At 67.1% G+C, this 26,620-nt stretch carries 29 protein-coding genes; 10 read left to right on the top strand and 19 right to left on the bottom strand.

Annotation, left to right across the window (positions count from 1 at the left end; genetic code table 11):
- Nucleotides 1-6 precede the first annotated feature (6 nt).
- A complete protein-coding gene (locus ACW7G5_RS07995; RefSeq protein ID WP_457003403.1) occupies nt 7-945 on the top strand; it encodes a PLP-dependent cysteine synthase family protein in 939 nt (312 codons plus the stop codon).
- 18 nt (nt 946-963) lie between these two features.
- A complete protein-coding gene (gene trmY / locus ACW7G5_RS07990; RefSeq protein ID WP_457003401.1) occupies nt 964-1,557 on the top strand; it encodes a tRNA (pseudouridine(54)-N(1))-methyltransferase TrmY in 594 nt (197 codons plus the stop codon).
- Nucleotides 1,558-1,711: 154 nt separating this feature from the next.
- Here the strand turns inward: trmY and ACW7G5_RS07985 are convergent, their stop codons facing one another.
- From ACW7G5_RS07985 to ACW7G5_RS07970, 4 genes are all read right to left on the bottom strand, one after another.
- A complete protein-coding gene (locus ACW7G5_RS07985; RefSeq protein ID WP_457003399.1) occupies nt 1,712-2,182 on the bottom strand; it encodes a DUF1456 family protein in 471 nt (156 codons plus the stop codon).
- Between the two features lie 53 nt (nt 2,183-2,235).
- Entirely contained in the window at nt 2,236-2,937 is a 702-nt protein-coding gene (locus ACW7G5_RS07980) for a DUF5666 domain-containing protein (protein WP_457003397.1), read from the bottom strand.
- 81 nt (nt 2,938-3,018) lie between these two features.
- Nucleotides 3,019-3,612, bottom strand: coding sequence for an extracellular catalytic domain type 1 short-chain-length polyhydroxyalkanoate depolymerase (locus ACW7G5_RS07975; RefSeq protein ID WP_457003395.1), 594 nt, complete (start codon nt 3,610-3,612; stop codon nt 3,019-3,021).
- A gap of 57 nt (nt 3,613-3,669) precedes the next feature.
- Nucleotides 3,670-4,083, bottom strand: a complete 414-nt coding sequence (locus tag ACW7G5_RS07970; RefSeq protein WP_457003394.1) for a hypothetical protein — start codon at nt 4,081-4,083, stop codon at nt 3,670-3,672.
- A 172-nt stretch (nt 4,084-4,255) separates the two neighbouring features.
- Here ACW7G5_RS07970 and rlmF point away from each other — a divergent pair, with 172 nt between their 5' ends.
- Nucleotides 4,256-5,233, top strand: a complete 978-nt coding sequence (gene rlmF, locus ACW7G5_RS07965) for a 23S rRNA (adenine(1618)-N(6))-methyltransferase RlmF (RefSeq protein WP_457003392.1) — start codon at nt 4,256-4,258, stop codon at nt 5,231-5,233.
- A 17-nt stretch (nt 5,234-5,250) separates the two neighbouring features.
- Here rlmF and ACW7G5_RS07960 read toward each other — a convergent pair whose 3' ends face one another.
- Complete coding sequence (locus tag ACW7G5_RS07960) at nt 5,251-5,628, bottom strand: YajD family HNH nuclease (protein ID WP_457003390.1); 378 nt, start codon at nt 5,626-5,628, stop codon at nt 5,251-5,253.
- Nucleotides 5,629-5,858: 230 nt separating this feature from the next.
- Here ACW7G5_RS07960 and ACW7G5_RS07955 point away from each other — a divergent pair, with 230 nt between their 5' ends.
- Together ACW7G5_RS07955 and fabR are read left to right on the top strand one after the other, a co-directional pair.
- Nucleotides 5,859-7,409: a hypothetical protein gene (locus tag ACW7G5_RS07955; RefSeq protein ID WP_457003388.1), complete on the top strand. Its 1,551-nt coding sequence runs from the start codon at nt 5,859-5,861 to the stop codon at nt 7,407-7,409.
- 70 nt (nt 7,410-7,479) lie between these two features.
- Nucleotides 7,480-8,151 (top strand): HTH-type transcriptional repressor FabR, encoded by a 672-nt coding sequence (gene fabR, locus ACW7G5_RS07950; RefSeq protein ID WP_457003386.1) that lies wholly within the window; start codon nt 7,480-7,482, stop codon nt 8,149-8,151.
- Nucleotides 8,152-8,241: 90 nt separating this feature from the next.
- Here the strand turns inward: fabR and ACW7G5_RS07945 are convergent, their stop codons facing one another.
- From ACW7G5_RS07945 to ACW7G5_RS07915, 7 genes are all read right to left on the bottom strand, one after another.
- On the bottom strand, nt 8,242-9,663 hold the full coding sequence (locus tag ACW7G5_RS07945; RefSeq protein ID WP_457003384.1) for a hypothetical protein: 1,422 nt from the start codon (nt 9,661-9,663) through the stop codon (nt 8,242-8,244).
- A gap of 228 nt (nt 9,664-9,891) precedes the next feature.
- The gene (locus ACW7G5_RS07940; RefSeq protein WP_457003383.1) at nt 9,892-10,317 is read right to left on the bottom strand and encodes a hypothetical protein; all 426 of its coding nucleotides are present in this window, start codon (nt 10,315-10,317) and stop codon (nt 9,892-9,894) included.
- A 143-nt stretch (nt 10,318-10,460) separates the two neighbouring features.
- Nucleotides 10,461-11,492: a helix-turn-helix domain-containing protein gene (locus ACW7G5_RS07935; protein WP_457003381.1), complete on the bottom strand. Its 1,032-nt coding sequence runs from the start codon at nt 11,490-11,492 to the stop codon at nt 10,461-10,463.
- A 111-nt stretch (nt 11,493-11,603) separates the two neighbouring features.
- Nucleotides 11,604-11,795 carry a hypothetical protein gene (locus tag ACW7G5_RS07930; protein ID WP_457003379.1) on the bottom strand — a complete coding sequence of 64 codons (192 nt, stop codon included), beginning with the start codon at nt 11,793-11,795 and terminating at the stop codon, nt 11,604-11,606.
- 89 nt (nt 11,796-11,884) lie between these two features.
- Nucleotides 11,885-12,838, bottom strand: a complete 954-nt coding sequence (locus tag ACW7G5_RS07925) for a glutaminase (protein WP_457003377.1) — start codon at nt 12,836-12,838, stop codon at nt 11,885-11,887.
- A 25-nt stretch (nt 12,839-12,863) separates the two neighbouring features.
- Nucleotides 12,864-14,477, bottom strand: a complete 1,614-nt coding sequence (locus ACW7G5_RS07920) for a hypothetical protein (RefSeq protein ID WP_457003375.1) — start codon at nt 14,475-14,477, stop codon at nt 12,864-12,866.
- A complete protein-coding gene (locus tag ACW7G5_RS07915; protein ID WP_457003374.1) occupies nt 14,419-14,946 on the bottom strand; it encodes a hypothetical protein in 528 nt (175 codons plus the stop codon). Before ACW7G5_RS07915 ends, ACW7G5_RS07920 begins: the two co-directional genes overlap by 59 nt.
- A gap of 145 nt (nt 14,947-15,091) precedes the next feature.
- Between ACW7G5_RS07915 and ACW7G5_RS07910 the strand changes: the two genes are divergently transcribed.
- On the top strand, nt 15,092-17,101 hold the full coding sequence (locus tag ACW7G5_RS07910; protein ID WP_457003372.1) for a hypothetical protein: 2,010 nt from the start codon (nt 15,092-15,094) through the stop codon (nt 17,099-17,101).
- A 118-nt stretch (nt 17,102-17,219) separates the two neighbouring features.
- On the opposite strand, the gene ACW7G5_RS07905 is transcribed toward ACW7G5_RS07910, so the two are convergent.
- The 6 genes from ACW7G5_RS07905 to ACW7G5_RS07880 form a co-directional block, all read right to left on the bottom strand.
- A complete protein-coding gene (locus ACW7G5_RS07905; RefSeq protein ID WP_457003370.1) occupies nt 17,220-18,059 on the bottom strand; it encodes an amidohydrolase family protein in 840 nt (279 codons plus the stop codon).
- A 178-nt stretch (nt 18,060-18,237) separates the two neighbouring features.
- Complete coding sequence (locus ACW7G5_RS07900) at nt 18,238-18,942, bottom strand: class I SAM-dependent methyltransferase (protein WP_457003368.1); 705 nt, start codon at nt 18,940-18,942, stop codon at nt 18,238-18,240.
- A gap of 167 nt (nt 18,943-19,109) precedes the next feature.
- Nucleotides 19,110-19,385, bottom strand: coding sequence for a hypothetical protein (locus ACW7G5_RS07895; RefSeq protein ID WP_457003366.1), 276 nt, complete (start codon nt 19,383-19,385; stop codon nt 19,110-19,112).
- 202 nt (nt 19,386-19,587) lie between these two features.
- On the bottom strand, nt 19,588-20,079 hold the full coding sequence (locus ACW7G5_RS07890; protein ID WP_457003365.1) for a hypothetical protein: 492 nt from the start codon (nt 20,077-20,079) through the stop codon (nt 19,588-19,590).
- A 53-nt stretch (nt 20,080-20,132) separates the two neighbouring features.
- Nucleotides 20,133-21,038 (bottom strand): restriction endonuclease, encoded by a 906-nt coding sequence (locus ACW7G5_RS07885; protein ID WP_457003363.1) that lies wholly within the window; start codon nt 21,036-21,038, stop codon nt 20,133-20,135.
- Nucleotides 21,039-21,160: 122 nt separating this feature from the next.
- On the bottom strand, nt 21,161-21,751 hold the full coding sequence (locus ACW7G5_RS07880; RefSeq protein ID WP_457003361.1) for an NADPH-dependent FMN reductase: 591 nt from the start codon (nt 21,749-21,751) through the stop codon (nt 21,161-21,163).
- Nucleotides 21,752-22,003: 252 nt separating this feature from the next.
- Here ACW7G5_RS07880 and ACW7G5_RS07875 point away from each other — a divergent pair, with 252 nt between their 5' ends.
- From ACW7G5_RS07875 to ACW7G5_RS07860, 4 genes are all read left to right on the top strand, one after another.
- The gene (locus ACW7G5_RS07875; RefSeq protein WP_457003359.1) at nt 22,004-23,167 is read left to right on the top strand and encodes a threonine aldolase family protein; all 1,164 of its coding nucleotides are present in this window, start codon (nt 22,004-22,006) and stop codon (nt 23,165-23,167) included.
- A gap of 107 nt (nt 23,168-23,274) precedes the next feature.
- Complete coding sequence (locus ACW7G5_RS07870; protein ID WP_457003357.1) at nt 23,275-24,441, top strand: Fic family protein; 1,167 nt, start codon at nt 23,275-23,277, stop codon at nt 24,439-24,441.
- Nucleotides 24,442-24,506: 65 nt separating this feature from the next.
- Nucleotides 24,507-25,073, top strand: a complete 567-nt coding sequence (locus ACW7G5_RS07865; protein ID WP_457003355.1) for a hypothetical protein — start codon at nt 24,507-24,509, stop codon at nt 25,071-25,073.
- Entirely contained in the window at nt 25,013-26,020 is a 1,008-nt protein-coding gene (locus ACW7G5_RS07860; RefSeq protein ID WP_457003353.1) for a tetratricopeptide repeat protein, read from the top strand. Before ACW7G5_RS07865 ends, ACW7G5_RS07860 begins: the two co-directional genes overlap by 61 nt.
- Nucleotides 26,021-26,159: 139 nt before the next feature.
- Here ACW7G5_RS07860 and ACW7G5_RS07855 read toward each other — a convergent pair whose 3' ends face one another.
- Complete coding sequence (locus ACW7G5_RS07855) at nt 26,160-26,543, bottom strand: hypothetical protein (RefSeq protein WP_457003351.1); 384 nt, start codon at nt 26,541-26,543, stop codon at nt 26,160-26,162.
- Between the last annotated feature and the right edge of the window lie 77 nt (nt 26,544-26,620).

Below are 26,620 nucleotides of genomic sequence, written 5' to 3'. Positions count from 1 at the left end.
CTGACCATGCGCTACACCGGCATTTCCAAGTCGATTCTCGACGCCATCGGCGACACGCCCCTGCTCGAGATCGACGGTGTGTTTGCCAAGCTCGAGTTCATGAATCCCTCCGGCTCGATCAAGGCGCGCATCGCCTGGTACATGGTCGAGAAGGCCGAGCAGCAGGGCCTGCTCAAGCCCGGCGACACCATCGTTGAAGCCACCAGTGGCAACACCGGCAACGCGCTGTCGATGGTCGCCGCTGTAAAGGGTTACCGGATGCTGGTCGTGATGCCCGAAGGGCTGTCGAACGAGCGCGTGGCGATTTCGCGCGCCTATGGCGCCGAAGTGAAGTTCGTCGGCCACTTCCACGTCAACGGCGCGCTGGATGAAGCGAAGCGCCTCGGCGCGCAGCCGGGATACTTCGCGCCCAGCCAGTTCGAATCCGAATATAACGTCGAGGAAAACCGGGAGATCCTGGGGCCGGAGATCCTGGCGCAGCTGCAGGGCCGCCTGCCCGATGCGCTGGTGATGGGCGTGGGCACCGGCGGCACCCTGATCGGCGTCGGCCAGGCCTTCCGCGCGGTCAACCCGAAGGTGCGCCTGTTCGCGATGGAGCCTTCGGAATCACAGACCATCCTCTGCGGCGAGATCAGCACCCACCACATCGAAGGCATCTCCGACGGCTTCGTGCCCGGCATCTTCGCCCGGCACTCCGAGCTCGTGGACTCGACGCTGTCGGTTTCCAGCGAGGATGCCATCACCGAGATGCGGCAGCTGGCGCGCAAACACGGCCTGCTCTGCGGCCCGAGCTCGGGCGCGCACCTGCTTGCGGCGCGCCGCGTACGCGAGCAGCATCCCGAGTTCGCCACCGTCGTGACCCTGTTCTGCGACGAGGGCGAAAAGTACCTGCAGGACCACTTCAGCCAGCCGGCGGCTGATATCGTCGCCGACGCGTTCAACTAGCCACCTACCGGGCGATACATGCGGACATTCGTACTCAGGGCGCGCGCGGCGCCCACCGACAGCCAGGCACTATTGGCGTCAGTCGGCAAGGCCGCGCATACGGAAATCCTTGCGCACACGCTGATGAACGCCATCTTCGTGGCCCAGTCGCACCGGCCGGACGTGGTCGTGTACCTGGTGCTGGAAAGCACGCAGGACTTCTCGCGCACCATCCGCTTCGATGCCAACGCGATGACCGACATCGGCGGCTTTGACGAGCGCGCCCTGCTGGGCAAGGTCGCGGCCGCGCTGGACGCGTCCCGCGGCATGGGCAAGGAAGACTCGCGGCCGGTCGAGCCCGGCGTCACCGTGCAGACGCTGAGCTTCGAGCGCCTGGTGCAGGCGCTGGCCGAAGACCACCAGCTCTACATCATGGACAGGAAGGGCGCGCCGATCCGCGAGCAGGCCTTCGAGGGCAATCCCTGCTTCCTGCTGACCGACCACATCCCGATGCCGAAGAAGGCCCTGCCGGGCCTCGAGCGCATGGGCGCCAGGAAGATCACCCTGGGCCGCACGATGCTGTTCGCATCGCAGTGCGTCGTGCTGATCCACCACGAGCTGGACCAGCGCTGAGGGATCCTGGAGCCCTAACCCTGCAGGAGCCATTGTAGGAGCAGCTATAGCTGCGACCGACCCTCTATCGCTGCGACCAACCGTCTATCGCGGCTATAGCCGCTCCTACAAGGTCGGGCGGCGGTGCTGGTGCGGTTCCACCAGCGCGCTCGCCTCAACCGCCACGCACGCGCAGCGTCAGCCCCTTCAGGAAATTGCGCAGCAACTGGTCGCCACAGGCGCGGAAGTTCTTGTGCCCCGGCTGCCGGAACAGGGCCGACAGCTCCGGCTTGGATACCGGGAAACCCGCGTCCGCGAACACCTGGTGCATGTCCACGTCTTTCAGCTCAAACGCGACACGCAGCTTCTTCAGCACCACGTTGTTGCTGATGCGCTTCTCCACCGGTCGCGACGGCACGCTCTCGTCCCTGCCGCGCAGGTGGACGATCAGCCCGTCCAGGAAATGCGCCAGCACGGTGTCGCTGCAGGCCAGGTAGTCGGGCTCCTCCTCTTTCAGCAGGAAGGCGCGCACGTCATCCTTTTCGATGACGAAGGCCGGATCGGCCAACTGGGCGATCTCGACCACCTTGTTGTCACTCAGGTCGAGCATGTAGCGGATGCTGCGCAGGACGTCGTTGTTGATCATGGATCCATCATGCGACCAAGGGGCCTGCAATTCTACCGCTGCCGCCGCCCTGCCTACCGCCCGACCGAGCGCTCGACGATGATGCGTTCGGCCAGCCACTGGTTGTTTCCCACCTGCCGCGCCTGGACCCGCACCAGGTCGCCACGCTCCAGGTCCTCCGGGCGATAGCTACGGCCCTGGTACTCGACCGTGGTGCGGCCGTCGTAGGCCAACTGCACGCTGTTGCCGTACCCATCGGCGTCAAGGCGTATCAACCGCGACCGGGTGTCGACATGAGCAACCGGACCGCGCAGGTCATTGCCGTAATCGTTGCCGTAATCGTTGCCGTAGCCATTGCCGTAGCCGCCTCCGTAGCCGCTCTCGCGGACGTTGCGCACGACCTCGATCGAACGCGCCCAGAGCTCGCGTCCTGACTCCGCCACGTCGATCCGGATCACGTCGCCACGCTCCAGGCCTTCCACCGCACTCTCGCGTCCCTGGTAGAACAGCCGCGTGCGCTGGTCGTAACGCACCTCCGTCTGCTGCGTGCGGCCGCTGCGCGGGTCGTCCACGACCACGAGGATGCGTTGATAGCCGCGATCAAGGCCGTTCACCGTGCCCTGCAGCTGGCTGCCGTACTGCGCCGGATAGCCTTGATCGGGCTGCCCATAGCCGCCGGCATACCCGCCATGGCCGCCCGGACTGACACAGCCGGCGAGCAGCAGCAGGACGCCTGTGGCAAGCACCATTGCGATGCCGCGGATCGTGTGGCGCATGGGACGCTCCCAAGGTCGTTGGAGAGTTCCATATGCCTCCGCGCCCGTGAACGCAGGATCAGTGGGCGATGAAGCCCGACGTCAGGAGCGCCTGCAACCTGCGAAGAACCGCAGCATCTGTGCCGATGCGCCGGGCCCCTGCGGATCGGTGTAACTGCCACCAGCATCGCCGCCGGACCAGGCGTGGCCGGCACCGTGGATGGCCCAGTGTTCGGCCAGGATGCGGCCATCGCCGGTGCGGTGCACGGTGCGGGTCGCGCTGCGCACGCCCGGACTTGTGTCGCGCTCGACGGTGCTGGACGTGGCAACGCCCTCCGTCCCGCTACCGTTGCCGAGGCTCTGTTCGACCACCCCTCGGCCGTTGTCCGGGTGCACGGTGGTGTCGCTGTCGCCATGGAACACGATCGCAGGCACGGAAGCAGCGTCGGTGGCGTGCGGACGCCGCCGTCGCACACCGCCCTTGCGCATGGCAGAGAAGGCCGAAGGCACGTCGCTGGCCAGTCCGGTCGGAAGGCCCGAGTGCACGCCGATCGCGGCGTAGACATCCGGATGGGTGCTTGCGAGCACCGCGGCCATCGCGCCACCGGCGGACAGACCGGCCACATACACGCGCGTGGCGTCCAGTCGGTGGCTGGCCACCAGCTGCCGGGTCAGCGCAGCCAGGATCGCCGGCATGCATCAGGCGCATCGCCTGGCGCATGGTGTCGTTGTCGGGGTTCATGGGTGTCCTGATCAGTGGATGCGGCCGGCCAGCGCGGCCTTGACCTTCGGGCTTGCCTGGAGCACGCCGAGCACGGTGATCGACTCGATCGCCTCCAGCGCCAGCTCCGGCGTGACGTCTTCGGCGATACGCACCAGGCCCAGGGCCTGGATCCGCAGGCGCTCGCCGGCATCGCGCGCGGCCTCGAGCTCGCGGCAACCGTAATGCTGCAGTCCCATCACCAGGGTGCGGCGGGCGACCGTATGCCGCAGCGTGTCCCCATGCGCCGTGAGCTGGTTGCGGATGGCGGTGCGGATAAGGTCGGTGCGGTTGGAATAGAAGCCCTCCTGCACCAGCAGGTCGATCTGGCCCAGGTCGACGACCCCGAGGTTGATGGTGATTTTCTCGCTGTCGGCAATGGCACGGGCGCGGGGGTCGGCGGTCACAGGATGCGGTCCTTGAAGGCGTGCGCCATCCTAGCACCATCCACATGGATGGCGGCAATGCGCTTTCAGTCCGAGATCGCCATGAAGCCGTTTACATGGCGCCGGCGGCCCAGCCCGGGATCCGTTGTACCTTGCTCCGCCCCGATCCCCTGGCACCGAGCACGCCGCGTCCATGAAGTCCACGCCGCCCATCCACGCACGCCCTGCCAAGGCGCAGGCACGCCCCCAGCTCCACTCGCGCAACCGGCACCAGGGCCACTACGACTTCGCGCGCCTGGTGGGGGCGTGCCCTGCCCTCTCTTCGCATCTGCTGACCACGCCGCGCGGCGATACCAGCATCGATTTCAGCGACCCCGCCGCGGTACGCGAACTCAACCGCGCCATCCTCCACTGTGACTACGGCGTCGCCCACTGGGACCTGCCCGACGGTGCGCTTTGCCCGCCGATTCCCGGGCGCGCCGACTACCTGCACGGACTGGCCGACCTGCTCGCCGAATCCGCCGGCGGTGTAATCCCGCGCAGCGCCTCGATCCGCGTGCTCGATGTCGGCGTCGGCGCCAGCTGCATCTATCCGCTGCTCGGCCATGCCGAGTACGGATGGCGCTTCGTCGGGTCCGACATCGATGCCACATCGCTGCAGGTCGCCGCGGCCATCGTCCACGCAAACAGGCTCGACAAGGCAATCGCACTGCGCCACCAGCCGCGGCCCGGCAACGTGTTCCGCGGCGTGGTGCGCGAGGACGACCGCTTCGACATGACCATGTGCAATCCACCCTTCCACGCGTCGGCCCGCGAGGCCGCAAGCGCCAACCAGCGCAAGCAGCGCCAGCTCGGCGTGGCATCCGCGCCGGCCTCCCGACCGACGCCGGCACCAGCGCTGGCGTCCAACTTCGGCGGCCACGACCACGAACTGTGGTGCCGCGGCGGCGAATCCGAATTCCTGCGCCGGATGATCCGCGAAAGCGCCGAAGTCCAGCATCAGGTGCGCTGGTTCAGCAGCCTCGTCGCCCGATCAGAACACTTGCCTGCACTGCGCAGGCAGCTGCGCCAGGTGGAGGCCGTCGAGGTCCGCGAGGTGCCCATGGCCCAGGGCAGCAAGCAGAGCCGGTTCGTCGCCTGGACGTTTCAGCGCGGCGCTCCAGACGCCTGACGATCGACGGGCTGGCGTCAGCTGCCCGTCGGCCCCTTCTGCAGCATCGATTTCAGGCTGGCGAATGGATTGGACGTGGCCGAAGCGGGAGCATCTTCCACGTCCAGGGCACTGACCCCGGTGTGGTCGAGCTGGCGCGAGTGCTCGTTGTCGTGGCAGTACACGCACAACAGCTCCCAGTTGCTGCCGTCGGCCGGATTGTCGGAGTGGTTGTGGTTGCGGTGGTGGACCGTCAGCTCCTGCAGGTTGGCGCGGGTGAACTCACGCGCGCAGCGGCCGCAGATCCACGGGTACATCTTCAGCGCACGCTCGCGGTACCCCTTGTCGCGCTGATCTGCACTGCGCCGCGCGTCGGCAACGATGCGGTCGAGCCGGTTGTTGTCCAAGGTGGCCATGGTCTCTTCCCCCTTTGCGAAGACTGCGGCGCTCCCCCGACGCCTGCGGCAAGCATAGCCCTCCAACCCCGGCCCTGGCAGCCCGACCGGGCCCCGACCGCGGTCTGATCGAGGTCCGTCGCAGCGCACGACCACCCACGGGTTTACCTCAGGTCAGGGTCGCCCCCAATGGCCGGCGCCCCTCCACGGCGCCAAAAATGAGGCACCGTCCACGGATCGCGAGACCGCGCATGCCCATCTCCCCTGCTTCCGGCTTCATGAGCCCCGCTGCCCGCTATACCTTCGAGATCGCCTCCGGCGGTGCCAGCCGCACCGGCGCATGCTCCAGCAACGATCCCCAGGTCCAGGAAGCGCTCGACCGCACGATCGCCGTGAGCAGCGGCGGCCCGGAGCCGGACAAGGCCGTCGCTTACCAGATCAGCCAGACGATGAACGATCCTTCGCTCACGCAGGAGCAGAAGGACGAGTACATCGCCGCTCTGATCGGCATGGCGAACGGGGCCGACGGCTGCGAGACCATTTCGGGCGACCAGGCGGGATCGATCAACAGCGCCTTCAACCAGATCGGCACTGCCAATAACGGCGACAACGGACTGCGCCAGCAGGTGACGGACTCCATCGCCCGCGGCGTCGCCGATGGGCGCCTTGGCAGCGACGAAATCTACGGCCTGGTCAAGGAACCCGGCGCCGCCGGCGCGCGGGAACTGCTGACCGGGATCGGCGACGGCAGCCTTCTTTCAGACGTCTCCCAGCGCCTGGTCGATGATGCGAGTGGCGAAGGCTACGACATCAACAAGCACCAAAGGGGCCCGGAACTGCTGACCGCAGCGGTCGACATCGCGAACATGGCGGCCGCGCACGGTGACAGCCGCGCCGCCGACGTCGTGCTCGCCGAGATCGACCGGGTCATGACGGCGGGGCCCGTGGCCGCCGACATGACCCTGGTGCAGGCGATGATGGCCACCAGCGCGGACGGCCAGACCAACCTGTCCGGACGCGACGGCTTCAGCGCCCTGGCCGCCCTGCTCAACTCCAGCAGCACCACCGCGGGCAACCAGGAAGCCCAGGACCGCCTGTTCGCCGCGCTCGTGCGCTCAGGCGACGACGGCTATATCGGCGGGATCGACCAGAACGGCGGCGAGCGTGCCCCGGCGCTGAACGAAATTGGCGAGTATTTCGAGGACAACTTCTCCCGCCTGGCGGAAACCGACTGGCGCAAGGACAACACCGGCGACTTCCACCATGGCCTGGTCAAGGACTTCATGCGCCACGTGCTGCTTGATTCCGACTACGGTCGCGTTGACCGGACCAACGAGGTGATGGCGGAGACGATGTACGACCTGACGGTGGAGATCGGCAATACCGACTTGTCACCGGACGCGCACGAGAACGCCGCCAGCACGCTGGGCACGATCATGGGATCGCTGCAGTGGGCCACCGCCGACTTCATCGCCAACGCCCAGGGCAGCGCCGCTGCCAAGATCGAGTTCATCCGCTTCTTCACCGACAAGCTCACCGACAAGCTGATCAGCAGGGGCGCGGAAGGCCTGCCGGCGGGCGATGTCCGCAGCACGGGCACGCAGGCAGGGAAGAACTTCGTGGACCAGATCTGGGGTGAGATCACGGACTGGCTGTCTTCGGGCGAGATCGCGCGCGGCGACGAAGTGACCGGCGGCACGCTCGACCTCAGCCGCATCTTCCGCAACGCCATGTCCGACGGTGACGCCTCGCTGCTCAATGCCTTCGATCTGCGGGTCGAGCTGTACTACGATCCGGATTGAGCTGCGCGCACGCGCCGGACCACGGTTTGAGCGATGATGGCAGCTCCCCGCCCGAGCTGCCGTCCGCGCCGTGCCCCCTTCCAATCCGTCACAACGCCGCGGCCTTGGCCGCAGGCCTTCGATCACCCGCGAGGACCTGATCGCCGCGGCGCTTGCGCTTCTTGGTCCCAACCGCAGCGTGTCCACCCTGGGCCTGCGCGAGGTCACCCGCGAGGCTGGGATCGCACCCAACAGTTTCTATCGCCACTTCCGCGACATCGACGAGCTGGCGGTCACCCTCATCGATCGCGCCGGCAGTTCGCTGCGCACGATCATCGGCCAGGCACGCCACCGCGCAAGCACCGGGCGCGGTGTCGTTCGCAGCTCCGTGGAAGCGTTCTTCGACCGGCTGCGCGCCGACGACAAGTTCCTGAACCTCCTGTTGCGCGAAGGCCTGGCCGGGTCGGACGCCTACAAGCAGGCGGTGGACGCGCAGCTCCGTTTCTTCGAAGAAGAGCTGCACGCGGATCTCATCCGGCTTGCCAAAACCACCGGTATCCCGCTGCACGCACCGGAGCTGGTGGCGCGCGCGATCACCCGCCTGGTGTTCGCGGTCGGTGCCAGCGCGATGGATCTCCCGCCCGAACGCGATGCGGAACAGATCGACGAGTTGACGTCGATGGTCAAGATGATCGTCATCGGTGCACGCGGGATGCACGCCAGCGCCAGCACCAGCACCGGCGCGTCCGCGACTATCGGTTGATCCCCCGACGCAACAGCGCCGGACCCTCGTCCGGCGCTGTCGTCCCGCCGCGATATCCCGGCGCAATCGCGGCCGGGAGTGCCGCGCTGCTTACTGCGCGCTGCAGGTCGGCGCGTACGTCCAGCTCGACCAGTCATTGCAGCGGCCGGAACTGACCGAATAGGCCTGCCCCCGCACCGCCCTGACCTGGACCGATGAATCGTCATGGCAGTTGTGGCGCCCGCCCATCGCGACTGCCCAATACCCCGTGGAACACGTGTGCCCGCCAGCATCGGATCGACGCGAGGGCACGCGGTAGTACGTCAGGCGCGGCCCGGTGAACGTGCACTTGTGGGTCATGGGGCTGGACGCTGCGCAGGTGCCGTGGTTGCAGTAGCTGGTCCAGCCCTGGTGGGTCTTCACGCTGGACGTCGCGCTGTTGTAGCGCCACTTGCCCACCCGGGTGCCCGAATGCTCGGCGATGACGACGAAGGGCTTGCGCCACACCTGGATGTAGGTCTGGTAGCGGCCGCCGGCCGCGCGCGCGACATCCCTGTCTGTCGCCTCGTCACGCACCGGCAGCAGATGCGTGGCCAGCCCCTGCGCCAGGCGCTGCATCGAGGCCTGTTCGTCGTCCTCGCTGAGCGCCGTGCCTTCGCTCATGGCGCCGTAGGCCAGCGCATTCAAGGCCGATGCCGCGCGGCCGAAGTCCGCGGCCAACGCATTGTGCTCGCGGCGGTTATCGAGCTCCATGGCCTTCGACCAGTCCTCGGGAATCGCGTCGCCGCCCAGCTCGGTCGCCATGACGTAGCCATCGCTCGCCGTCACCATCGAGTAGGTATCGAAGCGACCCATGCGGCCCTCGGCGTCGGGTTCGTCGGCGACGAACTGCTGCGAAGCCTGCAGCTCGATGCCGTTGCCAAGGCTTGCCACCAGCACGCCGTCCTTCTGGCGATCAAGCTTCACGTCCCTGGCCGACTGCAGGTAGAAATCGGACACCTGCGCCGCATCGGGCGCGGCGTATGTCGTGGCATCGACGGTGACGCGCAGCGGGAGGTCCGATGCACCGGCGGCCTGCCTGGCCAACGCGGCAAGCGCCGACCGCTCGGCTGACAACGAGGCATGCAGGTCGGATGTCCCCAGGGCCTCGCCCAGCCCGGACAACAGCTGCATATGGGCGGAACCCTCCTTGTCCGTGAACTCGCCCGCCTGCGGCACCCAGTGCTTCGCGTACGGCTCGCCGCCCAGCGCCAGGGTGCGCGCCTCGGCGTCGATGACGCGAACGCTCAATGCGCCGGGCGCACCGGTCTTCTCGTCCAGCGACCTGCGCGCTTCGAAATACAGCTCGGTGCCGTTGACGTTGTAGACGCCAACCAGGCCCAACTCCGGATCGGCCAGGAAGAACTTGACGTTCCCCCGGGAAGACGCGGTGTCGATGCCGCCGCTGCCGACGTTGCCGGCGCCGGCGGAACCGGCCAGGGCCATGCCCGTGGCCAGCGTGATGCAGACTGCGATCCTGCCAATGCGATTCATGTGTGTTTCCCCAAGAGTGTGTTGTTGGACCACTGGAACGCGGACAACCAAGCAGCAACTCGACTTCGAGCTCCCGACACATGTCCCCGGACTGGCGTCCCACGGGGGGACTCACGGGCAGCTCATGAACGACTGTACACAAACTGCACAAGTGTGCATTTTGCACTGCAGCAGGCACGCGGCGCGGTCACCTTGCACACACCGCCGACGACGGTCTCCGAGGTTTCGCTACTCGGAGACCCGCTGCAGGCCGGCGTCCAGCCTGGCGTCGGCATCGGCGCCGCCATCCCGCGCCCACGCCTTCACCGCCCGGCCGAAGCGCGCGATCAGGACCATGTTGAAGAAGTGCATCACTCCCAGCACCAGCACGCTGATGCCCACGCGGGAGCCGACTTCGGGAATCAGGGCCACGGTGTCGACCTGCCAGTCGCCCAGCCGATAGCTGATGAAGCCCAGGTTGACCAGGTAGAAGCCGATGACCAGCAGGCGATTGGTGGAGGCGGCCAACTCCGTGTCCTGGCCGAAGCAACGGACCAGGAAGACCTCTCCGTTGGTGGACAGCGCGCGCGCCACCCAGATGGTCATTCCGATGGAGAGGGTGAGGTAGAGGCCGTAGGCAAGGTGGGTCATGACGAAGTCTCCGAGTTCAAGCATGGGTGTCGCTCCGGGTCTGGAACGACGCCAGCTTCAACCGGGCACCCGTCTCCGGGCCTCCTGAAAGATCATTCCGGAGCAGATCATCCGGAAAGAGCCGCCGGAACCACGCAGGATCAATGACTTGCCACTGTCCCGGATGATCAATCCGGAACGCCGCGCGCGCCCCCGCCCGCCAGCATCCGTTGCCGGTACGCGCCCGGCACCTCGCCCACCTGCTCCTTGAACGCCACGTAGAAGCTCGATTGCGAGTTGAAGCCCGAGGCCATGCCCACCGACAGCACCGACGCACGCGGCTCCTCCACCAGCATGCGTTGCGCGGTCTCCACCCGGTACCTGCGCACGAGCCGGGGGAAGCCCATGCCGAACTCGGTGTTGACCAGTTCCGACAGCTGGTGCGGGCTCAGGCCTAGCAGGTCGGCCACGGCAGCCAGGCTGAGCGCCTCGGCGCGGTGCACCTGGTCCTGCTCGAACACCTGCCGCAGCCGCGCGGCCATCGCCTCGCGGTCCACGCGGGCGAGCGTGGACTGGGCGTAGGCCACCGCCACCGCCTCGCGCGCCTTGGGCACCACGTCCGGCACCGCCAGCAGCAGCCAGCCGACCAGGCCGAAGCCGAGGGCGATCAGCGTCGCGTACGTGCGGGCGTAGATATCCCAGCCCAGCCCCCAGGGCGCCAGCACGCCCGCCGCCGCGACCACCACCGCCATCACCGCGAACAGCCCCAGCACCTTCAGCTCCAGCGCGAACCAGCGCCGCAGCGCGCGCAGGCGGTAGACGAGCGAGGACAGGTGCAGCGCGGCGGCGGCGCCCATCAGCAGCGCCGCCGGGATGGCCCAGGCAAGCGGCACCACGAGCGCGACCGCCAACACCAGCACCGGCTGTGCCCATTCGATGCGATGCCAGGCGCCGTCAGGTCGCAGCACACCCAGCAGCAGCCAGTAGAACCCCAGCGACTGCACGAACAGGACGACCACGTAGCGGCGCGCAGGCAGCGCCATACCCGCCTGCGCGACCATGTCCACGTGTCCCCACTGGGTCAGCGCGAGTCCTGCCAACATCACGAACCCGGCCACCCTCGACTGCCAGGGCAACGGCACGTCCCGGTAGCCACTGGCGAATGCGGCGGCGAGCAGCAGCGCCATGCCGAGCGAGAAGCCCACCATCATCTGCAGCATCGCAGTCCTGCCAGGACGGTCTGCACAAGGGATTGCTTCATTGTGCCGGTCCTTGAAGTCGGTCGCGGGAAGCGCCGGTGGGCGTCGCGACAGCCTAGCGGACCGTCATGCTTATGCCAGCACGCGATGATTCTCCAGCGTCACGACCCGATCGGGGCGACCGCCGCGCTGGATCAGTGCGGCCGTGCTGTCGCCCTTGACCACGACGCCGCGGGGGAACGCATAGCTGTCAAACGCAGTTGCGGGCGGCGACAGCATTGCAAGGGCGAACAACGCCATGAAGATCGGGATGCGCAAGGACATCAGTGCTTCCTTATCGGAACGGAGCAGCCTGCAGCATGACGGTCTCATCGCGCGAGACGCCGGCTGGACGACCCCTTCCGTTTCCGGTTTCAGAACATCGACAGTCCTGTCATTCGCGTGAAGCGATGCAGCGCATAGCGCCCAAGCAGTGAATTGCCCTTCTCGTCCAGACCAGGCGACCACACGCACAGGCCCATCACGCGTGGCACCACGGCGACGATGCCGCCGCCGACCCCACTCTTCGCGGGCAGGCCGACATAGAAGGCGAAATCCCCGGCGGCGTCGTACGTGCCCGCCGTCATCATCACCGAGTTGATGCGCGTGGCGCCTTCGGACGTGGTCACCTGCTCGCCCGACGCCCCGCAGCGGCCGCCATCGACCAGGAACTGCACGCTGCGCGCCAGGTCCACGCAGTCCATGCACAGCGAACACTGCAGGTAGTAGAAATCCAGCACGTCCTGCACGCTGTTGTGCAGGTTGTCGTAGCTGCGGATGAAGTTGGCCATCGCCACGTTGCGGTAGCCGCTCTCGCGCTCCGACTTCGCGACCACCTCGTCGGTACCGACTTGCGGATTGCCCGAGCGCGCCCGCATGAATTCCAGCAGCGTGCGCTCCGCATCCTTGAAGCTCGACAGGACCACGTCCGCGGTCACCAGGGCGCCGGCGTTCATGAACGGATTGCGCGGGATGCCCTTTTCGAGTTCCAGCTGGATCAGCGAGTTGTAGGGATCACCGGAGGGCTCACGATCCACCCGTGTCCACAGCTCGTCGCCGATCGCTTCCAGCGCCAGCGTCAGCGTGTACACCTTGGAAATGCTCTGGATCGAGAAGCGCTCGCGGGCATCGCCCACCTCGTGGACCTGGCCATCGAGCATCGCCAGCGCCATGCCGAAGCGGTCCTTCGGCACGTCGGCCAGCGGCGCGATGTAGTCCGCCACCTCACCCTCGCCAAAGCGTTTCCGCACCTCCTCGTTGATGGTGCCGAGGATGTCGTCCAGGTCGAGGCGACCGAGCTCGTCGGGATTCGGTGGAAGCTTGCGCATACGGTGTCCGGTGGGTGCGGATCAACTAATGTACGGCAACGTGCCAGGCCGCATGCCGCGTGGACACGCGTGACCCAAGTCCGCGGAATACCACTGCCCTGCCGTCGGCATCCCATTCGAAGGGCGCTTCGTCATAGGGACTGCGCAATGACGCGTCGCGCACGGCGGCCGCCATGTCGTCGCGCTGGATGCCGGCGCCGCGCAGGTTCGCGGCCAGCAGCACGGCGCGCCGTTCGCCTTCGAGATCTGATGTCCGCGCGATGTAGTTCGCATAGGTCGGCGGCGCCACGGAGGCCAGGACGACACCGACCAGGTTGTATGGCCGCAACCACTGCATCCCGCCCTCCTCCGGCTCGGGCAGGCGCTCGAGGGCCTGGCCGACTTCCAGGTACGGTAGCTCGGACATCGCGCCCAGGTGCACCATGCGCGCGGCGAACAGGTTGAGCGTCGCCTGCTCCTGGAACAACGGGCGCTGCAAGCGCTCGGCCAGCTCCCCCGACGCACCAGCCTGCGCTTCGGGCGACATGGCCATCCGCAGCGCGGCGCCGATGACCTGCCACTCGCCGCCAAGAGGGCGCGCAAGGGAGCGCTCGGCCAACGTCAGCGGCTGTCGCCAGGACCGCGGCACGGCCGCGTTGGCGAGATCCTGCGGAAGTTCGCGCAGGGCGAGATTGCCGAACGCGAAATTGCGCCTTACCGCGGCCACGGCAACCATCTTCGAAACCAACAGGTCCGACGAGGCCAGCACCTCGCGCCAGAACACAAGATCCCGCTCCAGGAGATCCCGCACCGCCGCCGGGTCCCGCGCCTGTGCCGGTTGCGACGCTGCGAGCAGGTGCAGCTTCTGGCCTTCCAACACGTGCTGATAGCCCGCCAGTGGCGTGTTCGCATCACCCGGAATCGCCTCCCGCCAGGCCACGGTGGCGAGCATCCGGCGATACCGGTCCAGCAGCCACTGCTCCGACGCCAGCCACTGCGCCAACGCGCCCGGATCGGCGTCCAACGCCTCCGCGCATGCCGGGAAGTCGTCTCCGCATGCCGCGGCCAGAGCGACGACCGCCGGGCTCCGGGCTGCGCGGTATTCCGCATTCCTGCCGGGCAACGCGGGATACCCGTCCGGGGCCGATGTTGAAACGAAGGTTTCGATGTATGCATTGCGGGCGCTGCCCAGCGCCACCGGATCCACGTCCGCCGTGGCGGCGATACCCAGCGCATGGATGTATCCGTTCGCGGCGTTGGCCAGCGGCGGGCGATCGCGCTTCATGGCGACCAGTTGCGCCGCATCCGCCGATGGCGGCTCGTCGTTCCAGTTGATGGCAAGCAGTGCCAGGTACGCGATGACCGGGAGCGCCACCAGCGCCGCCACCGCCCACGCAATCGACTGCATCATCCCTCTCGTCTTCATTCGCCGCTCCTTTGCGTCGTGCCATGTCAAGGACGCCAACCGATCGCCATTCGTGACCCGCGGGTTGTATTCTTGCCCAAAGGACAGGGGAGCCAAAGATGACGGACTGCTGTCCCTGCACCTCGCCAACCTGGGCGAATGAAGCGCCGAAGCGGTCGCGACCCTCGTGCTGGCTTCAGGGACCGCACTGCCACTGGCCGTCGAAGTCGCGACGGGCGCCGTCGGCGCGGTCATAGGTCAGCGTGGCGGGCCTGGGTGGCGACTCGCCGCCGGCCGTCGCAGGGCCCGTGGGCGTGATGCGCACGGTCTTGCCCGCGCCGCTGAAGCTCGCACCTTCGATCATGGCGTCGTAGCCACCGGGCGCGGCCACGGCCTCCACGTAGCTGCCAACCTTCACCACGCCGCGGCTCGGCGCGTCAGAAGCCACGTTGCCCTTCGCCAACAGCAGCGGCTCGCCTTCGATGAAGAAGCTGCAGCCAAGTTCACCGGCAAGCGCGGCCTCTTCGATCTCCGCAGCCGAAAGCGGGGTCAGCACGATGTCGGAGCCATCGCCCCCGACCGTCGCGTCGCCAGGCAGGGGCGTCGGCTGGCTGGCCGTGGTGTCGGCTCCGGAACAGCCGGCCATGAGCACTGCGAACACCGCGGCAAGCAGGGCGCTGCGCGACGCCTTGCCCACGCCGATCAATCGCTGCACGTCTGACATCGGGCGATCCGCTTCAGTACCTGGGGCATGGGAAGCTATCGCGCCATTCATTCCGGGAACGTGACGGCAGCTGTGCCGTCCACGATGTGTCAGACCGGTATGATGCCCACCGGCGCGGGACGCCATCATCGTCAGGGGGACTTCCATGTTGAGATCGATCGTATGGCTGGGGCTGGCCGGTGTCATCGTGGTCGGAACCTCGATGGGACGCGCGAAGACCGAGGCGCCACCGCCCGCGACGCAGCCGGCGACGCAGCAGGCAACGCTTCCGCAAACGCTCCGGAGGCGTCCGCCGGTGACGCCTGTCATCCGCATCGACGGGGACGTGGTTGGCGTGGCGGCCGGAGAGAGCGGAACGCTGACAGTGCATGTCGACGGACAGGTCGTAGGACAGGTCGCGGCGACAGCCGACGGCTTTGTCGTCGACGTGCCGGCATCGCCGTCGGGCATGGTCACGCTCGAGTATGCCCAGCCTGGCATCCACTTCATCTCGCCGCTGGGCTCGTATGCCCGGCTGGTCCGCATGGCAGGCGCCGATGGCAGGCTCACGCGGGACGAGTGCGAATGCACGCGCATCTCCGCGTTCAGCACCGCCCTGCAGCACGCCGCCGACATCGTGCTCGGCCATCCGCCGCGCAATGATGCGGAGTTCCGCAGGGCGGCGCGCCAGGTCGGGAATGACCTGACCAATGCGACGACCGCCCTGGCCCGCCTGGCCGCGGACCCCTCGCAGCTTCCGCCCACCCACGGCACCGGACTCGCCCTCCTGCGCGACCGGCCCGCCTTCGTGGAGTTTCTGTACGGCACGCACTTCATGCTGATCGATGACCCGGCGACCGCGCTGGAGTCGCTGCCGACCGCGGCGGTGAGCGGCCCCGACCTGCCCGAGCGCTTCGCGCTGCTGGGGCCGGCGCTGGACGTCGGCAGGCCGACAGCAACCACCGCCGTCGTGCTCGAGCGCGAAGGCAACGCGTTCCGGATGCACGCCGCCTCGGGCAGTTTTGGCGTCTCGCACGTGGGCACCGTGGACGACAATGCCCTGGTGATGGTGCCTGACGGCGAGATCGCCCTGGTCAACCCGAATTACATATGCCCCACTACGGGTGAAAGGACTGATCGACACTGGAAAGCAACCAGGGATGTCCTGCAGCGCCAGTGGGCGAGCGAAGGCCTGGAGATCTGGCGCCGGGTCGGCGAGAGCGAGGTCAGCTTCCCCGATTGTCCCGACATGCCGGGCTACGTCGAACGCTGGGCAAGCTTCATGCCGGCCTTCGACCTGGCCGACACCGGCGTCCTGACCAACGCACGCCGCTTCCTTGGCGACCGGGCCCTGCCCATGTTCTGCAGCACCGCGGGCGAGCACAACGGTGTTCCGCTGGGCGACTGCGGCTATGCCGTGCACCGCTTCTCGCGCGATGGCAGCGGCGAGGTCGTCGAACTGGGCAACAAGGTCGACTTCCACCTGCAGCCCGTCCAGGCCCACGGGCGGATGCCGTTCTCGTGGACGATGGGGACCGATGGCGCCATGCACGTCCAGGCCGGTGACGAACGCACGCGCTACTGGGTGCTCGATGGCGGTGACCGCACGGCGCTGGGCGTGGTCCATGTCGCCGATGCCGAACGCGAGACCGGCCACGCGAGCCTTGCCGGCTACAGCCCGATGATCCGCGTTGGCGTGACGGACAGCTACAACGCGGCCAACGTGCCAGGCGCATGGGGCTATGCCTCCTACGATCGCCTCACCACGCCGCATATCGACAGCGAGGCGAGCGAGGTGCGCATCCTGCGCGATGCTTCGGGCAGCTCCGTGCAATGGGAGGCCGGCTACACCGGATCGCTTGAGCGCTGGACGACCGCGGGGGGCCGCCTGTATTCCACCCGGTACTCCAGCTCGAACTGCCAGGCGCCGTCCGACGAGTGCCAACCGCAGATGGTGCGCTACTTCCGGCCGCTCGCGCGGGTCGGCGACCGCATCCATGGCATCGAAGAGATGTACTACTACGGCGGTACCGATAGCTCCGGCAACGCACTCCCTCCCACCGTCGTGTCGCGGCCGCAGTTCCACGAGCGCAGGGAGATGCCGGAAGACATGCCGGGCGACGGCGTGGTGACTCCGCGACCCGCGGCCGACAGGCGCGCGGTTCTGGCGAGGTAGCTGTGACCGCGGCTCGAACGGCGCGGTGCGAGCCCATGCGCTGGCCGTTTTCGGACCTGGAGTTGCCTACTGACAGTGGAGGACGTCGCCGGCGGCGGCGTCGATGGCAGGTTGCGGTTCACAGCCCGAACAGGCGGGCCGCGTTGCCGTGACGAACCTGCTCCTTCTCCGCGCTGGTCAGATCCAGCCGCTCCAGCGCATCCACCGCCGCGCCCAGGCCCATCTGCGGATAGTCGGAGCCCAGCAGCACGTGGTCGATGCCCACGTTGCGCAGGGTCCAGACGAACTCGTCCTCGATCGGCGAGCCCGGCGCCAGCAGCACCGGCCCGGAGATGTCGAAATACAGGTTGTCCATCGCGAACCCGTCGGCGGTCCGCGCCAGCGCCACGATGTTCCAGTAGCGGAAGTTCATCCCGCCGATGTGGGCGAGGATGAACTTCGTGCCCGAGACCCGCAGCACCAGGTTGAACAGCTTTTCGCTGTCGCCGGGCAGGATGTTGGCGTTGTCCGTCAGCACGACCATGTCCAGCTCCCCGGCCCGCCGTACCAACGTCTCAACCCTGGGATCGGAGACGTCGAAGTCCTGCGTGTGCGCGTGCAGCTTCAGCACCCGTACGCCTGCGGCGGCGACGCGCTCCAGCTCGGCGATCGCCGCGGCTTCGTCGTAGGGATGGACGGTGGCGATGGGCACCACCTGCGCATGCGCCTTGGCCAGTGCGATGACGCTGTCGTTGCCGGCGCGGATCGCGTCGAGATCGCCCTGGCGGGCCTGGTGGGGTCCGCCGAACCACATCGCACCGAGGCCGGCCAGCTCCAGTCCGGACGCCTCGACGCCCGCCAGGTATTCTTGGAGCGACGCTTCGCCATTGCGAAGGTGCACGTGTACGTCGAAGACGGGGCCTGACGCGGCCGCGCCACCAGTCAGCAGTATCAGCAAGAACAGCAGCACTCTTGGCATGGGTTTCTCCGGGATGGTCACGGGACGATACCGCAGGGCCGGCGCCCCTGATTTCACTGATTCGCGCCAAGACCTACAGCGAATCGCCCACAGATAGCCGCTTCCCAGCGTCTGCAATCAGTGGGCCGGCATATCGACTCAAGCCTCGCCGGGTTGGCTGGCGAAGCAGAAGCAGCGATCAGGCGACCGCGCCGCGCCGCGAGACCCAGGCATGGATCAGCCCGGCCTGGAAGAACTGGACCGGCGTGTCGAAGCCGCCGGAAGCGATGATGGATGCCACCTCCGCCGGCGGCAGGACCGCCACGTCCCGGGTGTAGGCGACGCGGGCGCGTTCGATGGCCTCTGCCGGCACCTCCGCCGCGGACATCATCCGCAGCCAGGCCGGCAGCAGCACCCCGTAAGCGGGCGAAGCCACGTCGGAGGCGAGGTCCGAACTCGCCAGCAGGCCGCCGGTGCGCAGGCGGGCGGCGATGTCGGCGAAGAAGCGCACGCGCTGCACGCGGTCGACAAGGAACTGCGACACCAGGAAACAGGTGGCGGCGTCGTAGTCCGCCCCGGCCGGCAGCGAGTCGACGAAGCCTTCGTGGAAGTGGCAGCGATCGGCAAACCCTTCCTCCGCGGCGCGCGCACGGCAGGCCTCGAGCATCCGACCCGATGGCTCCAGCGCGGTAAAGGTCCACTTCGGGAACGCCCGCGCCAGGTGCGCCATTTCCACGCCCGTGCCCACGCCCACGCACAGCACCCGTGCATCGGCAGGCAGCCCGGCGAGCATGGGATCGAGCAGGAAGTAGAGGCAGTCGCGGATGGCGGCGGTGCGCGACCACTGCTGGTCGTAGCCCGGCGCCTGCTGGTCGAACAGTTCGACGATCTGGGTAGCATCCATGCAGGCGATGTTAACCGCCCGCAGGCTACAGCCGGAACCGACCGGGGGGCGGGCTGGGCTATTCTCCAGTCGGGGAACGGGGTGTCGGCGGTGTTCGAAATCTCGCGGTGAGGCCGGGTGCAGGCGCGGGGGCAAGGCGGGCCGATGCCCGCCCTCCCCGGTGACGGTCAGTCGTCCTGCGTGCAGCCCAGCGAGACCCGGGCATGCGGATAGCCGGTCGCCGGGTCGATCCATTCATCGAGGACGGTGATGTCCTGGTCGGACTGGCCCCAGCTCAGGTAGCACTTCCTGTCGGCGTCGCGCCACGCGTTGTCGACCGCCTCTTCGGCGCTGCGACCGTAGGACTCGCCGATCACCTGGATGTAGTGCCGCGCAGCCATCGCGTCCGCGCTGTAGCCGGCGGCCATCAGGACGACCGCCGCAGAAAGGGTCCACTTGTTCATCGCACTCTCCTTGCTTGGTTGGGAGCCCCCACCCTAATCCAGCGCCAATGGCGCGAACCGTGCACAACGCATGAAATATCGATGACAAGCATGACCCGGATCCCGTTTCCGGCTTCCGACACCAACACACTGGATCGATGCCGGCATATAGCTTAATGACGCTCCGGCCTCCTTACACTCCGCGCCGGGCTAGCTCGGGCAATCAATCGTCATCCGGCTCCTGCCCGAGGACCGAATACTCGGCATCGCGCACGCACTTCTGCGCCTCATCAAGGCTGTCGAAGTCGTCGACGGTCAAAACGCCCCAGCCGTTGCCTGTCACCCCGACCCACAAGTAGCGGACTTCGCCCGGCTCGGTGTTGATGGTCATGAAGCCGCCGCTGCCCGAGCTCATTCCGTCATGACGCAGGAGCACGCCCTGCTGTCCCGGCTCGAGCTCGGCATGCACGAAGCTGTTCGTCTTCAAGGTGCCGATCGGGGTGTTGTTGACAAACACCACAGTCTTCACGCCGCGCGCTACCAGCAGCGCCGACTCGCGGCACACGTACAGGCTGGTCTTGCCGGCCACGGGCTCGAAACGCTTCAGGTGATCGGAACGACTGGCGTCGCCCGGCTGGTATGTCGCACAGGCAGACAGGGCAAGCGCGGCCGTCGTCACGGTGGCAATAGCAAGATATCGCATGATTTTCCCCATTGAGAATTGAAAGAGCCCGCGTAGAGGCAGAAGCAACAAAATCAATCACGTCGCTATGGCGTGCCATGCACACGCCGCCGCGGATCCACCGGCAGCTCGGGCGTGGTTTCGCCAAGTATCTCCATGGACTCGGCATTCCGCCGACGCCACTCTTGAACATCCCGCGGAGCCGGCTGATGAACAATCGCCGCTTGCGCCTCCCGCTGCTGCATCCTTTGCCTGTCCGCCCTTGGCGGAGCTGACTCCTGCGGTGCAGAGCGGCTTGTGGCAGCGTGCGACGCCGGCGCCATGTTCCGAACCGCCCGCTGCAGATACATGGTCCCGAAGTAGATGAGCGCCAATGCCAGAACGAATTTGATCAGGATCGCCCCCAGCCCCGCCCATGCACTGGCGGCAACAATTGACCTTCCACGTCCCTTTCCGCCGTGCCGGACGCGATCCTCGGCGGCCGAGATCAACCGCTCGGCGGCGTAGGAACCAAATGTGGCGGGCGAAGCCCGCCATCCATCGAGCTGCCCCCGTTCCTGTCCGGGCGCGCCTCGGCCATCTCCGTAAAGCGGCCCCAACATCTCGCGCAAGTCGTCGCCGTCGATCAGCTGGACGTGACCGTGGCGACTTGCTGCCTCGATGGCGGCCTTTGTGAATTCGCCACTGGTCACCAGGATCGCGCCAGTGGCCTGCTCGTTCACCATGATGCCGAGCAGCTGGTGGACCTCGTTGTGCGGCACCTTGTACGCGTTCCAATGCTTGCACTGGACAACGATGATGTCCGTGTCCCGGCGCAGCCGGAGGTCCACCCCACCGTCGAAGCGCGTGCGCCGCGCCCCCGTGCCGCAGTGATCGACCGCGTAGCCCTGGCCGCGGTAATAGTCCGCCAACAGCTGTTCGATCCGCTCCCAGGCTTCCCCTGCCAGAGCATCCTTGCGGCGCGCTTTGACGCGCTTCAGCCCGATGTCCATGCTTCCCCCCCGGTCTTCCCTTAGCGGGAAGCAGGCAACGTGCCAATGAGAGGGCCAGCAGAGTCGGAATCTCCCGCGCGCTCCAAGTCACGCCAGTGATGTCCGGCACCGTGGTTTCCTGCTCAATAAGGTGTCGCCCTGCGCTCCCTCTGCAGCCGCGCGGCCTCGGTCCACCACGCCAGGTCATCCGCGAAGCGGGCAAAGCTCCTTTCAAGCGACTTGCCGGCCGCATCGACTGGTTGCCCTTGATCGTCCAGGGTCTTTGCAATCGGTCCGACTTCCACGGTGCTTGAGATCACCACCATGCCCATTTCCGACAAGGTGCCGTGCCAGGCGACGTTCGCGCGCGCACCGGCCAGACGCCCCGCCGAATAGCTGACCACGCCGGCGGGACGCCAGAACCACTCCTCCAGGAAATGATCGGTCAGGTTCTTCAGGCCCGGCTGCATGCCCCAGTTGTACTCACCGGTGACGAACACGAAGCCGTCGGCGCCGCGGATCTTGCCGGCCAGCGCCTCCATCGCCTCCGGCGCCTGGCCCTTCGGATACTCCTTGTACATGCGGTCGAGCATCGGCAGACCCACCGCCTTGGCGTCGATCAGCTCGGCGTCGATGCCGCGCGCCTGCAGCGTGCGCACGCAGTAGTGAGCCAGGCGGATGCCCATGCGGTCGCTGCGGTAGGAGCCGTAGAACACCAGGATGCCTTCGGACATGACCTTGCCTTGGGGGTAGTGAAAGCGTCCCGAAGCATGCCTGATGCGCGACGCCCGGGCGCGCCTTCAATCCAACACCCCCGCAAACGGCTCCCGGCGAAGTCGATGCTGCCGGCGTCATCAGATAGCGCTGCGCCGTGGCCCGTTTGAATCACGCGAGAACACGGCAACGTTGCCGGTGAGGTGACCACGGCGTTGGCTATGCTTCATGGGAGGCGTCGCTGCCGCCACGCCCTGCCCTGAGGACTACACATGGATCGTCGCCGCTTCCTTGGCGTGAGTGGAGCTGCCGCCGCGTCGCCGATGTTGGCCGCACTCGGCACACCCGCCACGGCAAGCGCCACCGCGACATTGTTCAAGCGCGTGAACTTCGCGTCCGACGGGCTTGGGCTCAGCCCCGCCGAGTACGCAGCACTGTTGGGCGAGGTCGTGGCGGAGGACGGCTTCAAACCCGACTACTACTCCCAAGGCGGCGTCATCCGTGAACTGGAGCGCAAGTTCGCCCGGCTGCTCAGCAAGGAAGACGCGATCTACCTGCCCACCGGAACGCTGGCGAACCACCTCGCGGTGCGCAAGCTCGCCGGGGACGATCGTCGCGTGCTCGTGCAGGCGGAAAGCCACTTCTACAACGACAGCGGCGACTGCGCGCAGACCCTGAGCGGGCTGAACCTCGTGCCCCTGGCCGAAGGAGGCAGCACCCTTCCCATCGAGGAAGTGGAGCGCTGGCTGGCGCGCTCCGATACCGGTCGGGTCGAGACCCGCGTCGGCGTCATCGCTATCGAGTCGCCGGTGCGTCGGCGCCATCACGAAATGGCCGACTTCGATGAACTCCGCCGCGTCAGCAGCCTCGCCCGCGAGCGCGGCATCCGCCTGCACCTGGACGGGGCGCGGATGTTCAACCTGCCACTCCACTCGGGCAAGAGTCTCCACGAGTACAGCGCGCTGTTCGACACCGTGTACGTCTCGCTGTGGAAGCACTTCAACGCCGCCTCCGGCGCGATCCTCGCAGGGGATGCCGGGTTCATCGACGGCTTGCACCACCAGCGGCGCATGTTCGGCGGCGCCCTGCCGCATGCTTGGCCTGCGGCCGCGGTGGCATTGCGGTTCGTCGACGGCTACGTGGAGGACTACGCGAAGTCCTGGCAGGTCGCTGACCGGCTGATCGCACTGCTGCAGGACGACAGCCGGTTCTCGTTCGAAAAGCTCCCACAGGGCACCAGCCGCTTCTTCATGACAGCGACAGGTATCACGCCGGACCTCTTCCGCGAACGTCTCGCAAAGCAGGGCGTTGTCCTGTCCCGCGGCCATCCGGACACCGGTCGGTTTGCGATGGAGGTCAATGCGTCGCTGCTGCGGGTATCAGCGGAATCCCTGGCCGGGAAGTTCATTGAAGCGACTGGTGGTCGGACAGATTGATCAGAGCCGGAATGCGCCTCACAAGGTTGAACAAGCGGTATCGTTGTTGAACGATGCCCGCATATAGTTTAATAACGCCTTGGCCTATTAAACATTGGCCCACCCTCATGCGCAGATCCGACTTCGCCCCAAAGCTGCATCCCCACCTGGTCAAGTGCGACGACCTTCCGCACTGCCACGCGCTGGTCGCCCCGCCCACCCCGCGCCGGTTGCCCGAGGGGGCCGCGGTCGGTCGGGAGCTTTCAGAAGCGATGCTGGCGCTGGAACGGCTGAAGGCCACCGTCCGCCACCTGCCCAACGTGGACATGATCACGCGCACCCTGGCCCGTCGCGAAGCGGTGCAGAGCTCCCAGATCGAAGGCACGCGCACGCAGCTGCAGGAGCTGTTCGAGTACGAGGCCACGCACTCCAGCGACGGGCTGCCCGCCGACACCACGGTGACGGAACGCTACGTACAGGCACTGGATCTCGGCCTCGGCGCCGTCCGCCGGGCCGGCGCCCGCCAGGCGCTGGATCTGGACCTGGTGCGGGCGATGCACCGCACCTTGATGCAGGACGCGCCCGCAGCCGTGCGTCCCGGCCAGTTCCGGGACATCCAGGCATGGATCGGCAGCGGGCGGATCGAGAACGCCACGTTCGTTCCCGCACCGCCCTCGCGAATCACCGCGTGCATGGAAGAGCTTGAAGCCTCGATGCTCCAGTACGCACCCCGGGAGGATGAACAGTGGACCCTGTCGCCGGTGGCGCAGATCGCCATCGCGCACGCACAGTTCGAGACCATCCACCCCTTTGCCGACGGCAACGGCCGCACCGGGCGCCTGCTCATGCCGGTCATGCTGGCAGCCGAGGGATACCCGCCGCTGTACCTGTCCGGCACCCTGCTGCGACACAGGCGCGCGTACTACGATGCCCTGGCGGACATCCAGCTGCGCTGGGACTGGACGCCTTGGCTGAGGCTGCTCGGCCGCGCCGTGCTCGAGTCCTGCGACAGCGCGATCACGATCGCCAACGACCTCGAATTGATCCGGGCAGACTGGGCGGGCCGACTCAGCGGGCTGCGAGCCGATGCCACCGCGCACCGGTTGCCCACGTACCTGCTGGGCCACCCGGTCGTCACCGTCAACAAGGTGGCCGATGCGCACGGCATCTCGTTCGTGGCAGCCAGCCGCGCCATCAACCAGCTGGTGGAACGGAAGATCCTGAGGGAACCGACACAGCGCAGGAACCGGGTGTTCCATGCGGCGGAGGTGCTTGCGCGGTTGGAGCGCGAGTAGGCCCTCAATCCGCCACACCTCCAAACGGCTCCGGCCCATCGATATCCACCCCCAGCACCCGCGCCATGCCCTCCTCGCTGCGGTCGGTCGCGAACTCCACCCACAGCGGCAGGTGGTCGCTGATGCGCGGTGAGACCTGGCTTCTCCTGCGCGGTGAAGCGGGCGATGCGCCGCAGCTCGGGCAGGCGGTCGGCGGGGACGTCGGTGAGCAGCACCGCCCAGTGCGGCCCGAGGAAGTGCGTCATCAGATGGTGCAGCGCGGTGGTGTCGCGCAGCACCTCCTGCAGCGCGATCACGTCGAAGCAGCGGACCACCTCGGCGATGAGGGCCAGCGCCCGCAAGTTGCGCTTGGGGCTGTCGGGGTTCTCCGACCAGTCGGGATGGAAGCCGCCGAACTTCTGGATGTTCCAGGTGCCGACGATGATGTTGGCATCGGTGCGGCGTGGGGGCAGCAGCGCTCGGCTTGGACAACGTGCCGGCGGACGGAAAGTGGCCGCGCTACGGACAGGCGGACAGTGCCGCCAGCGGACGCCCCATCGAAGGGCGGTATCCTTCCCGCAGGATCAGGGGAGTGGACGATGTCGATGAAGAACACCAATGCCCTCAGTGGCGCGTACGCGGCGATAGCATGACGGATGATGACTTCAAGGCGCTGCACGAGCGCGCCTACGCGGCGATGGACCGCGGAGCGCTGGTCGACGCATCGCGCGACTTCGACGCCCTGCTGCAGCTTGAGCCCAGCGACGTCCACTACCACTACATGCGCGGGCTCGCACACAAGTACATGCTGGATTGGGCGATATCGCTCAGGCACAACCTGCGTTCGATCGAACTGGCCGATGAGGCGAACCAAGCGCCGCTCTGGAACGCAGCGATCGCAGCCACAGGCCTTGGCGACTGGCCCGAGGCGCGAAAGCTCTGGGCTGCGTGCGGCATCAATGTTCCCGAGGGCGTAGGGCCCATCGAAGACGACTACGGCATCGCCGTGGTCCGGCTCAATCCATGGCACGGCGGAGAAACCGTGTTTGCCCGCCGGATCGACCCGGCGCGCGCGCGGCTGCTGAACGTGCCGCTCCAGGAGAGCGGCCACCGCTTCGGCGACATCGTATTGCACGACGGCGCGACCACCGGCCATCGTTTCGATGGACAACACCAGGTCCCCGTGTTCAATGAACTCTCTCGCCTGATCCCGTCTGATTTCCAGACATTCGTGGCGTTCGTCAACTGTGAAAGCAGTCAGGAGCTGCGCCCGCTGCTGGAAGCCACTGCTCCCGGCATCGGGTACACGGAGGACTGGACGGAAACCGTGCGCCATTACTGCATGCGCTGCAGCTACGGTGCCCCGCATCGACACGACAGAGACGACGAGAAGGACTGGCAGCCCGACCGGAACCTCGGTATCGCCTCGCAGAGCCGGAAATCGGTGGAGAAGCTGCTTGGAGACTGGGCCGCGTCGGGCCGGAACCGCTACATCCAGGGCATCGAGACTCGTGAAGTCGAGCCCCCATCGCGTGAGGACGGACATGTGTGGTGGCGCGGACCAGAAGAAGAAGATGAAGAAGAAGCTACGGACGCCTAAACACGGGGCAAGCCTCGCGTGACACACGAAGCCACCACACTGAGCGAAGCTCCAGTCTCCTAGGCACGCAATGCCTTATGAAATGCGCAGCACCGCCCGGATGCGTGCGGGAAAAGCGACAGGACAACGTGTAATCCCGCTACAACTCACAGTTCGGCGAAAGGGAGGCGTCCCAGCGGCCGGCGGCGATGCGCATCCGCGCCACCAGCACCTCGAGCGAGCCCCACGGCGGCGGCTTCGCCTCTCCCGCGTGGATCGCCCGCAGCCCAACGAACTCATGGAAGGCATGGTCGAGCTCCGACGGCCCCTCGCCCACCGCCTCCCAGTGCTCACCGCACAGCGACGGCACCCGCACCTGCTCCGCGACGAACTGGTCGCCCCATTCCAGGCAGCCGCGGATGGCGGCCTCTGCCTCATCGCTGGCCCCGGCCAGCAGCAGCCGTCCGTGCGTCTTGAAGTTGCCGGCGTCGCGGTACATGTATTCGAAGATGCTGAAACTCGCTGTCCCGATGACACCGCTCATTTCCATCCCCTTTGTCAGAACGGGCAAGCTTGGGCAGGTGCGGTCGCAGAACGTGCGACCCGGGGCTCGGCCCCGGG

The sequence above is a fragment of the Luteimonas sp. A501 genome (assembly GCF_054052085.1).
The sequence above is the reverse complement of the archived record's forward strand: the minus strand, read 5'-3'. Positions and strand labels throughout refer to the sequence as shown.